The organism is Pectobacterium aquaticum (assembly GCF_003382565.3).
Lineage (GTDB): Bacteria > Pseudomonadota > Gammaproteobacteria > Enterobacterales > Enterobacteriaceae > Pectobacterium > Pectobacterium aquaticum.
In genome coordinates, this window is sequence record NZ_CP086253.1 from 4,067,573 (window position 1) to 4,078,796 (window position 11,224).

9 protein-coding genes are annotated in these 11,224 nt (G+C 50.9%); 1 reads left to right on the top strand and 8 read right to left on the bottom strand.

Annotated features, from left to right (window positions below; all coding sequences use genetic code 11):
- Positions 1 to 28: 28 nt before the first annotated feature.
- The 3 genes from DMB82_RS18855 to glpE form a co-directional block, all read right to left on the bottom strand.
- Entirely contained in the window at positions 29 to 787 is a 759-nt protein-coding gene (locus tag DMB82_RS18855) for a DeoR/GlpR family transcriptional regulator (RefSeq protein WP_010277854.1), read from the bottom strand.
- Between the two features lie 24 nt (positions 788 to 811).
- Positions 812 to 1,645, bottom strand: a complete 834-nt coding sequence (gene glpG / locus DMB82_RS18860) for a rhomboid family intramembrane serine protease GlpG (RefSeq protein WP_116162763.1) — start codon at positions 1,643 to 1,645, stop codon at positions 812 to 814.
- A 68-nt stretch (positions 1,646 to 1,713) separates the two neighbouring features.
- Positions 1,714 to 2,037 carry a thiosulfate sulfurtransferase GlpE gene (gene glpE, locus DMB82_RS18865; protein ID WP_015842027.1) on the bottom strand — a complete coding sequence of 108 codons (324 nt, stop codon included), beginning with the start codon at positions 2,035 to 2,037 and terminating at the stop codon, positions 1,714 to 1,716.
- 338 nt (positions 2,038 to 2,375) lie between these two features.
- On the opposite strand from glpE, the gene glpD reads away from it, so the two are divergent.
- Positions 2,376 to 3,878, top strand: a complete 1,503-nt coding sequence (gene glpD, locus DMB82_RS18870; protein WP_116156418.1) for a glycerol-3-phosphate dehydrogenase — start codon at positions 2,376 to 2,378, stop codon at positions 3,876 to 3,878.
- Positions 3,879 to 4,072: 194 nt separating this feature from the next.
- Here glpD and DMB82_RS18875 read toward each other — a convergent pair whose 3' ends face one another.
- The 5 genes from DMB82_RS18875 to glgC form a co-directional block, all read right to left on the bottom strand.
- Entirely contained in the window at positions 4,073 to 4,720 is a 648-nt protein-coding gene (locus DMB82_RS18875; protein ID WP_116162764.1) for a DUF4276 family protein, read from the bottom strand.
- Positions 4,717 to 5,847 (bottom strand): AAA family ATPase, encoded by a 1,131-nt coding sequence (locus DMB82_RS18880; protein WP_116156416.1) that lies wholly within the window; start codon positions 5,845 to 5,847, stop codon positions 4,717 to 4,719. The genes DMB82_RS18875 and DMB82_RS18880 overlap by 4 nt, the downstream gene beginning before the upstream one ends.
- Before the next feature lie 95 nt (positions 5,848 to 5,942).
- Positions 5,943 to 8,390, bottom strand: coding sequence for a glycogen phosphorylase (gene glgP / locus DMB82_RS18885; RefSeq protein WP_116156446.1), 2,448 nt, complete (start codon positions 8,388 to 8,390; stop codon positions 5,943 to 5,945).
- A gap of 75 nt (positions 8,391 to 8,465) precedes the next feature.
- Positions 8,466 to 9,905 (bottom strand): glycogen synthase GlgA, encoded by a 1,440-nt coding sequence (gene glgA, locus DMB82_RS18890; protein ID WP_116162766.1) that lies wholly within the window; start codon positions 9,903 to 9,905, stop codon positions 8,466 to 8,468.
- A 28-nt stretch (positions 9,906 to 9,933) separates the two neighbouring features.
- Entirely contained in the window at positions 9,934 to 11,211 is a 1,278-nt protein-coding gene (gene glgC / locus DMB82_RS18895; RefSeq protein ID WP_102116900.1) for a glucose-1-phosphate adenylyltransferase, read from the bottom strand.
- Between the last annotated feature and the right edge of the window lie 13 nt (positions 11,212 to 11,224).

Sequence of the window (11,224 nt, forward strand, 5' to 3'; positions counted from 1 at the left end):
TGTCCATCATGGAAAAGGCACATCGAGTTCAACACAACTCCAACTGTACCTTATGTTGTTCAATGATTTTCAGTACGCTGGGCGGTGGTGACTGATCGGTAAAAAGATAGTCGATCAAATCCATGTTACCCAAATTCACCATCGCATTACGGCCAAACTTGGAATGGTCCGTCACTAGCATGACGCAGCGAGAATTTTCAATAATCGCCCGTTTTGTGCGCACTTCATGGTAATCAAACTCCAGTAATGACCCATCCATGTCAATACCACTGATGCCCAAAATGCCGAAATCCAGACGGAACTGAGAGATAAAATCCAGCGTCGCCTCACCCATAATACCGCCATCGCGGGTACGCACTTCGCCACCGGCCAAGATCAGGCGAAAATCCTCTTTTGCCGTCAGCAGCGTTGCTACATTCAGGTTATTGGTGACGACACGCAGATCTTTATGCTGCATCAGTGCATAGGCCACCGCTTCAGGCGTGGTGCCGATATCGATAAACAAGGTCGCGCCGTCTGGAATCTGGCTTGCCACCCGACGGGCAATGCGCGCTTTTTCGTCCGACCACATCATTTTACGGTCATGGTAGGCCGTGTTAACCGAGCTAGACGGCAATGCCGCACCGCCGTGGTGGCGATGGATTTTATTCTGCTCGGCCAGATCGTTCAGATCGCGACGAATGGTCTGCGGGCTCACCGCAAAATGCTCAACTAGCTCTTCAGTACTGACATAGCCCTGCTGGCGCACCAGTTCAATAATGGCGTCATGCCGTTGTGTCTGCTTCACATTTATCCCCTAAGACGCCCCGATTTACTGGGGGTTTGTTTTATTATACGTGTCCCAAAAGGCCATCAATAGCCCGACAACCAGACCGGCCACATGCGCCGCATTCGCGATCGACATGCCTAAAATATCGAAATATCCGGCGACCAGCCACAGTAAAGCGAAGGCCATCAAACTGCGCGGCAGGGATAAATAACCGTCAGGCTCTCGTTCCCCCCGCAGCCAGACATAACCCATCAGGGCATACACCACGCCAGACAGACCACCAAAATGGGTGCCGCTAAACCAGGACTGCGCCCAGCCGCTCACCAGCGCGGAAACCAGCGTGATGACCAGCAACTTTCCGGTTCCCAGCACTTTTTCAACTGGGCCGCCCAGATACCACCACCACATGAGATTGAACAAAATGTGCAGCAGGGAAAAGTGCAACAAAACATGACTGAACCAGCGCCACACCTCGATCTGTTGCCCCTCAGTTGGGAACGCCAGCCATACCATCACGCTCTCATAGCCCGCGATTTGCATCAGGATGAACACCGCGATCGTCACGACCATCAGGGAGAGCGTCAGCGGGCCTGCCTTCTGTTTCAGCGTTTGCAGGTAAGAATAACGTTGGTATTGGATGCCCGTATCCATCGATCCCGTTTGCCAACTGGCCGCCAGATAGCGCGGGTTTGTCGGGTCACGCAGAAAAATCTCCAGCGCTTCCTGAACCTTGCTCAGTTGAGTTTCATCCTCCAGCCACAGTTCAGCTTCATGTCCCTGAGGCCGCATGTCCAGATGCACCTGCTGCGTATGCATGTAATCAACAAATGCCTGAGCCAGACGCGGGTTGGAGAGAGCAATAACGCGAATCATCATAGCGGGAAGCGCCAGTGGGTAGGTTGAGTTAGGAACATGATAATAAAAATTCTGTTATCGTCATGCGATCAGGCTTGCGCCTGCGTGTCTTGCGGGTAGCGATTTTGCCAGGCTTCAAAGCCGCCATCGATACTGTACACTGAATCAAACCCCAGGCTAATCAGGTACTGTGCAGCATTGCGGCTGCTAATGCCGTGGTAGCAAATCACCATGACCGGTGCTTCAAAGTCAGCGCCGCGCACAAAGTCAGATAGCGTCTCGTTCGTCAGGTGCGTCGCGCCGGGAACATGGGCTGCGGCAAAGCTCTGTGGATCGCGAATATCAACAACAACGCCCCCTTCCTGCCAGCGGGAATGGGCTTGTTCAATACTGATAGCTTCAAATTGTTCCATCGAAAGTGACAACCTTGTTAATAATGGACAGGATGTTAGTAACCACTGACGTCATGGCAACCCGAGGCGTCATTGTAACCCGCCTTCAACGGCATAAAACCCAAATGATTATACGGTTATTTATAAAAACAGTGCTTCACTAACGTAAGTCGTGGCGACAAAACAGCACAATGCCAGCCCAATATCCCTTCTTTTAATGTGACAACTATCATCATATTGTTAGGTTCGTCACGCATAAATGTTTTTATTTGGTTAACCATTGGCTGATTTGTTTGTTTTCGATTATCATAATGCTCGAAAACGAACATTTTGATTTATTCGAGGGTGGAGGAAGAAACGTGGAAACCAAAGATCTCATCGTTATCGGCGGCGGAATTAACGGTGCAGGCATCGCCGCAGATGCGGCTGGGCGAGGGTTATCAGTCCTGTTGTTGGAAGCACAGGATCTTGCCTGTGCCACGTCCTCAGCCAGTTCCAAGCTAATTCATGGTGGCCTGCGTTACCTTGAGCACTATGAGTTTCGTTTGGTCAGCGAAGCGCTGTCTGAGCGCGAAACGCTGCTGAAAATGGCCCCGCACATTATTTTCCCTATGCGCTTTCGTTTGCCCCACCAGCCGCACCTGCGTCCGGCCTGGATGATTCGTATCGGCCTGTTCATGTACGACAACATCGGCAAACGCGTCAGTCTGCCTGCCAGTAAAGGACTGAAATTCGGCGCAGATTCCGTGCTTAAGCCTGAATTGAAGCAGGGCTTTGAATATTCTGACTGCTGGGTGGACGATGCTCGTCTGGTGGTGTTAAACGCGCAGGAAGTGACAAAACGCGGTGGAGCAGTCCGTACCCGCACCAAAGTGACCCGCGCTCGCCGTGAGCAAGGCGTATGGATTGTGGATGCGGTTGATTCACTGACCGGCGAAACCTTTACCTGGCGCGCCAAAGGTCTGGTGAACGCCACGGGTCCGTGGGTGAAAGAATTCTTTGATGACGGCCTGCAACTGAAATCGCCTTACGGCATCCGTTTGATCAAAGGCAGCCACATCGTGGTGCCAAAAGTGCATAACCAACCGCAGGCGTATATTCTGCAAAACAAAGATCACCGTATTGTGTTCGTCATCCCGTGGCAGGACGATTATTCGATCATCGGCACAACCGACGTGGAATACAAAGGCAATCCGCACGATGTGAAGATCGATGACAACGAAGTCAGTTACCTGCTGGATGTGTATAACGACCATTTCAAACAGCAACTTACGCGTGACGATATCGTCTGGACCTACTCTGGCGTGCGCCCACTGTGTGATGACGAATCCGATTCTCCACAGGCAATCACGCGTGATTACACGTTGTCAGTCGATGATGATAACGGTCAGGCTCCGCTGCTTTCCGTTTTCGGCGGCAAACTGACGACATATCGTAAGCTGGCAGAGCACGCGCTGGACAAGCTGCACAAATACTACCCGCAAGCGGGTAAGGCCTGGACGAAAGGCGCGGTACTGCCGGGTGGTGATATCGCTGGCACGCGTGATGACTACGCCGCTGCGCTGCGTCGCCGCTTCAATCTGCCTGAATCACTGACGCGCCGTTACAGCCGCACCTACGGTTCAAACAGCGAACTGATTCTGGCAAACGTGAAAGGCCTCAGCGACCTGGGTGAAGATTTCGGCCATGATCTGTACGAAGCGGAACTGCGCTATCTGGTCGAAAAAGAATGGGCAGTTATGCTTGATGACGTCATCTGGCGCCGCACCAAATTGGGTATGCGCTTCGATGACGCCCAGAAACAACGTATCAGCGACTGGCTGGCAAGCTACCGCCAACAGCAGATAGCAAAAGCGGGTTAATCCGCCTTCTTTTGCTATCCTTCTATCATATGAGATACCCTTCCCTTAACGATGTAGGGTTGCAGGATCCCCAAAGAAACTTACTCAAGTAGGTTTCTTTGGGATATAGGGAAATAGATAATATGTCGCTTGGAGAATGATGAATATTATGCCTGAGATAAACAGGTATTATAAAGCACGGTGGGATTAGTATTTTATACATTACCCCACTGTTCCAATCTTGAAATCCATTCATTGAATTTTGGACACTCTTCGCGTATTTTAGCCAAACCTATTTCCTCAGCTATAATAGGCCCATGCTCTGTTTTATTGTAAGACCCATCACTAAATATTGATAATATTCTCTTGGAAGGTGCGGTTTGCGGGCTATTATTGATGTTTTCTGGCGTATCCACACTGTTATATACTGCTTCGAGAGCGTTCCTGACAATACGATTCCAGCCATCAAGAACATATTCAAATTTTTCAATATCGGAGAATAATAAAGCCTCGAATTCATACATTTGCACGTATGGAAAAACAAATCGTTCATCATACCCTGTTGTTATTTCTGCTACTCTTTGACGAATAGCATTTTCCAATTCAACACGATTTCGACCATCAGCGTCCTGAAAACCATAAAAATCAACCAATGATGTAATACGATCGGTCGCATGATATTCATGAGACATATGTTTTGCAATTCTCTCCACCGTTACTCTTCCTCCTCGACCACGGCCTGAAGGCGATTGTAAAATAGAGGGATAAGCACAAACATTATGCTTTATTAAATAAGGGGAGATACATTTCCGAATGAATTCAACCTCAGTTTGCCCCTCACATATAATACAAATCCTAATCATTCACTCTCTCCAATTGGGGATTTTAACCAAATATCTGAGAGTAAATAATCATCATCCAACCATTCCTGATATTGAGCACGCTGCAAGTTTCGTAGTTGTGTTGCCCCATTCTTAGTTTCAGCAACAATAATATTCTCCAAGTCAAAACAATCAACCATATAAGGCGATTGTGTTGCAATAAATATTTGCCGAGACTGAGAAACTCGCTTCATCATTTCAGAGACCAGAACAATTGCATGGGGATGCAACCCCAATTCTGGTTCATCAAAAAACAGCACATTAGGTAATCGTTCGTTTGATAAACTGAGCAAAGTCAGCAAGCAAAATAATCTTAATGAACCGTCAGAAGTCAAGTGTGCACCAAACATTTTATCGCTGGTATTACTCTTCCAACGTAATAAAACTTTTCCCGCATTGGGTTCCAGTACAAAATCAGCAAAGTGGGGAAGCACTCTCTGAATCTGACGAACGATTTGCTTGTAGCGGACATGTTCGTTTGTCTGCAAGTCTAATAGAACAGCAGCAAGATTACCGCCGTCTGAGCGCAAACGAACACAGTCTGAAATATCCCAATTTTGGCGAATAAACGCATTAGCAGAGGTATCATGAAACTGATAGGTATAGCATTGTCGCAACAACCCATAAATAGTTCGCGCAGTAGGGTTCTGCTGATCAGGCAATGCAGACTCTTTACTTACTGTGTTCAAATTCGTCCATTTAGCTTGCGTAGTTTTCTGTTTGGCTGAATAACGATAAGCCTCCCGAGTAACCATTAAGGTATCACCAGCAGACAAATGAGAAAGTTCAAACTGGTAGTCATTAAACCCAATATCAGTCTCAATTCTCACTTCAGCATTAATTGAGGGTGTACGACGAGAACCCATAAAAAATTGATCGTCTCCTCCACCTTGCCGTAGCACAAACTCTTGCAAATTCTGCGCTCTTAACATCCAGCCTAGCATCTCAAAAAAACGGATAAAGCCAGATTTCCCAACGCCATTTGCTCCAATCAGCACCGTCAACTGAGGCAACTGCAACTTATCTATATCACGCAAACTCCGGAATCCCCGAATTGTCACTTCCGTGATACGTCCTTGTAAGCGCTTAGTATTCCCTGATTCATTCATTACGACACTCCGCTGAATGTATGTCACCAATAATCAATTGTCGTCATAATACCGACTAATTAGAACATTGCTATATTCCTTCTTAGCGCCGCCCATCACAACCGTATCGGTTTGATATTCCAGATATCTTCTGCATATTCGCCGATGGTGCGGTCGGACGAGAAATAGCCCATATTAGCAATATTCTGGACGGCACAGCGCGCCCATTCGTCCTTGTTCTCATACAGCTCATCCACCCGATCCTGCGTATCCACATAGCTGCGATAGTCCGCCAGTAGCTGGTAGTAATCGCCAAAATTCACCAGTGAATCAAACAGATCGCTGTAGCGTCGGCTATCATCAGGGCTGAAAACTCCCGTGGCGATTTGCGTCAGCACGCGGTGCAGCTCCTCATCCTGATCGTAATATTGCCGTGGGTTGTAGCCGTTCTTACGCAGCGCTTCGACCTGATCGGCCGTGTTGCCGAAGATGAACATGTTCTCTTCGCCAATATGTTCCAGCATTTCGACATTCGCCCCATCCAGCGTGCCAATCGTCAGCGCGCCGTTAAGAGCAAACTTCATATTGCTGGTTCCGGAGGCTTCCGTCCCCGCCAGCGAGATCTGTTCAGAGAGATCCGCCGCTGGGATGATCAACTGTGCCAGACTCACGCTGTAGTTGGGAATGAAGACGACTTTCAGCCGATCGTGCAATGCCGGATCGTTGTTGATCACCTTCGCGACGTCGTTGATCAAGTTAATAATGTGCTTCGCCATGTAATAGGCTGATGCGGCTTTACCCGCAAAAATGACAACACGCGGCACACGCTCGACCTCGGGGTCATCCTTAATGCGGTTATAGAGTGTGATGACGTGCAACACGTTCAGCAGTTGCCGCTTGTATTCGTGAATACGCTTAATCTGCACATCAAACAGCGATTCCGGGTTAACCACAATATTCAGGGTTTCCGCCATATAGGTCGCTAAGCGCACTTTGTTCTTCAGCTTCACCTTGCTGATTTTCTGCACAAATGCGGGATAATCGATGTGTTGTTTCAGTTCGCTCAATTGGCTCAGATCGGTGCGCCAGTTGTGGCCAATGGTGTCATCCAACAGCCTAGAGAGCGATGGGTTGGCCAGCGCTAGCCAGCGCCGCGGCGTCACACCGTTGGTTTTATTGCAGAAACGGTTGGGGAAGAGACGGGCGAAATCGGCAAACAGAGATTGCACCATCAGATCCGAATGCAGCTCCGATACACCGTTCACCTTATGGCTGGCAACCACGGCCAGCCACGCCATACGTATTTTACGCCCGTGGTTTTCATCAATGATGGAAACCCGCGCCAACAGCTCGTTGTCATCAGGGACTTCTTTCTGGACGTACTCCAGAAAATGTTCGTTAATTTCGAAAATCAATTGCAGATGGCGCGGCAGGATTTTACCCAGCATATCAACCGGCCAGGTTTCCAGCGCTTCCTGCATCAGCGTATGATTGGTGTAGGAGAAGACTTTTCTCACCACCGTCCACGCCTCTATCCACTTGAATTTATGCTCATCGATCAGCAAGCGCATGAGCTCTGGGATGGCCAGCACCGGGTGCGTATCGTTCAGGTGGATGGCAAATTTTTCCGCCAGATTGGCATAGGTTTTATGCATCATCCAATGCCGACTGAGAATGTCCTGCACCGTCGCGGAAACCAGAAAATACTCCTGACGTAGGCGAAGCTCACGGCCAGAATAGGTGGAATCATCGGGATACAGCACGCGCGACACGTTTTCCGAGTGGTTTTTATCTTCCACCGCCGCAAAATAGTCACCCTGATTAAATTTACCCAGGTTGATTTCGTTACTGGCCTGCGCGCCCCACAGACGCAAAGTATTGGTGGCATCCGTATCAAAACCGGGAATGATTTGGTCGTAGGCACAGGCAATCACTTCTTCCGTTTCAAGCCAACGTAACTTGCTACCTTCCTGCTGGATTCGGCCACCGAAGCGCACTTTGTAGCGCGTGCTGTGGCGCGGGAATTCCCACGCATTACCGTATTCCAGCCAGTAGTCGGGCGATTCCGCCTGTCTGCCGTTAACGATATTCTGTTTGAACATACCGTATTCGTAGCGAATGCCGTAGCCGCGCCCCGGCAGCGCCATCGTCGCCAGCGAATCCAGGAAACAGGCGGCCAGACGCCCCAGACCGCCGTTCCCTAAGCCGGGATCGTTTTCTTCCTGTAGCAGATCGTCCAGTTCCAGCCCCATGCCATCCAGCGCGGCCTTCAGATCGTCATACAGTCCCATCGCCAGCAGCGCGTTCGACAACGTCCGCCCCAGCAAAAATTCCATCGACAGGTAATAGACCTGCCGCACATCCTGCGAAAGCTGTGCCCGATTCGAGCGCAGCCATCGCTCCACCATCCGGTCACGCACGGCCAGCAGCGTGGCATTCAGCCAGTCATGTTTATTCGCAATGGAAGGATCTTTCCCTACGCTAAACATGAGCTTATAAGCAATAGAGTGTTTCAGCGCTTCCACACTGATCGTTGGTGAAGTATAGATAAACGGCGAGTTCATAATATTCATTCCCAAGTGAGTGTTACCTTACCCTGTCGTTTCCAGATTGCACGAGGATGACGCGCAGTGGGAAAACTAGTGGGTATACAAGCGTTGATAAAGCGCACCATAAGCCTGAGCAGAAACCTGCCAACCAAAATCCATCGCCATCGCCTGGCGCTGCACATAGCGCCATAGCGTGGGTCGGGACCACAACACAAACACACGACGAATTGCGCGGGATAGCGATCCCACACTGCAATCGTTAAAGACGAACCCACTTGCCAGCCCATCCGCCAGATTCTCCAGCGAACAGTCCGATACCGTATCCGCCAGCCCGCCGGTTCGGCGCACCAGCGGCAACGTGCCATATTTCAGGCCGTAGAGTTGCGTTAACCCGCAAGGTTCAAATCGGCTCGGCACCATGATGACATCCGCGCCGCCAATAATGCGGTGTGAGAAGGACTCGTGATAGCCAATCTGTACCCCAACCTGACCGTGATATTCCGCCGCCGCCGCCAGAAAGCCCTCCTGTAAATCGGCATCCCCTGCGCCCAGCACCACCAGTTGTCCGCCCTGTTCCAGCAGGTCCGGCACCGCGCTTAGCGCGATATCAAGCCCTTTCTGGCTGGTCAAGCGGCTGACAATAGCAAAAACCGGTGCTTTGTCGTCGACCTTCAAGCCCATCGCTGTTTGCAGATGCCGCTTGTTTGCGGCTTTGTCCGCTAAAGCATCTCGGGAGTAATGGCTGGTGAGTAGCGGGTCGTGCGCCGGATTCCAAATTGTTTCGTCTACGCCATTGAGAATGCCGGACAGCCGTCCTTCTTCTTCCCGCGTTTTCAGCAAGCCTTCCATGCCGTAGCCATAAGCCGGTAGCGTAATCTCGTGCGCGTAGGTTGGGCTCACGGTCGTAATATGGTCAGCGTAGTACAGCCCCGCCTTGAGGTAGGAAATCTGGCCGTAAAACTCCAGACCGTACACCTGAAAGAAATCACTCGGCAAGTGGATATTCGGCATATGCCGAGCATCAAACAGCCCCTGATAAGCCAGGTTATGAACGGTAAAGACCGATTTCGCCGGACGGTTGCGCGCCGCTAGGTAGGCGCAGGTCAGCCCCGCGTGCCAGTCATGGGCATGCACAACATCAGGTCGCCAGTAGCGATCCAAACCGCATGCCATTTCAGATCCCATCCACCCCAGCAACGCAAACCGCAGGTAGTTGTCGGCATACGCATAAAGCGCTGGGTCGTGATAAGGGCTGCCCGCGCGTTCATACAGCTCAGGCACGTCAATCAAATAAATGCCGACGCCGTTAAAATGGCCAAACAGCAGCGTGACGTGCCCGGCGAAGGTATCCAGCTCACGCACGACCTGTAGATTGGCGACGCCTTTTTTCAGATCGGGGAAGGCAGGCAGGATGACACGGGCATCCATCCCCGCCGCAATCTGCGCGCCGGGCAACGCACCAGCCACATCCGCCAGTCCACCGGTTTTCAATAGTGGAAATAGCTCTGAACAAACATGTAAGACCCGCATTATTACTCCCGTTTTGTTCCGATGGTGTTTACAGCTTTTCCAACATTGATCGCGTGACCAGCACGATCCCCTCTTCCGAACGGTAAAAACGGCGGCTATCCTCTTCCGCGTTTTCACCAATCACCATGCCTTCCGGCAAGTGGCAGGCGCGATCGATCACACAACGGCGTAAACGACAGGAGCGCCCCACGTTGACATCCGGCAGGATCACCGTCGAATCGATACTGCAAAACGAATTCACCCGCACACGCGGGAACAGCACGGAATGCGTGACAACAGAACCGGAGACGATGCAGCCCCCAGATACCAGCGAGTTCATTGTCATGCCGTGACTGCCGGAACGGTCTTGAACAAATTTGGCGGGCGGCAGCGATTCAATCGCGGAACGAATCGGCCAGTGCCGATCGTACACATCCAGCTCCGGCGTAACGGACGCCAAATCGAGATTGGCGCGCCAGTAGGCTTCCAGCGTGCCAACATCCCGCCAATATTGGTGTTCATCTTCACCCGACGTGACGCAAGACAAGTTGAAAGGGTGCGCCCAGGCCAGACGCTGCGAGACAATCTTCGGGATCAGGTCCTGCCCAAAATCGTGATTAGAGTCCGGTGCGTTACGGTCTGCTTCCAGTAATTGATAAAGATAGTCCGCATTAAAAACATAGATCCCCATGCTCGCAAGCGCCATGTCCGGGTTATCTGGCATCGGCGTTGGGTTATCCGGCTTTTCGGCAAAATCGAGGATGCGATGCTGTTTGTCCACGCTCATGACGCCAAAGGCGCTGGCTTCTTCCAGCGGCACGGGCAGGCAGGCGACCGTACACTCCGCGCCCTTCTCCACGTGATCGATGAGCATACGTGAGTAGTCCATCTTGTAGATGTGATCGCCGGCGAGGATCACCACATACTCCGCATGATAGCGCCGAATAATGTCAAGATTCTGACACACCGCGTCTGCCGTTCCCCGATACCAGTGATCGGTCGAATGGCGCTGCTGCGCAGGGAGCAAATCGACAAATTCGTTCATTTCCGCATTCAGAAACGACCAGCCGCGTTGAATATGCTGCACCAGCGTATGCGACTGATATTGCGTAATCACGCCAATGCGGCGAATACCGGAATTCAGGCAGTTAGAGAGCGCGAAATCAATAATGCGAAATTTGCCGCCAAAATGGACAGCGGGCTTGGCACGCAATGCCGTCAGCCCTTTCAGTCGCGTTCCACGACCTCCAGCCAAAATTAATGCCACGGATTTCAAAGGGAGTTGTCTTGCCAACATCAGAGGGTCATGCTTGTCGTTATTTACCATGGCTATCTCCTGA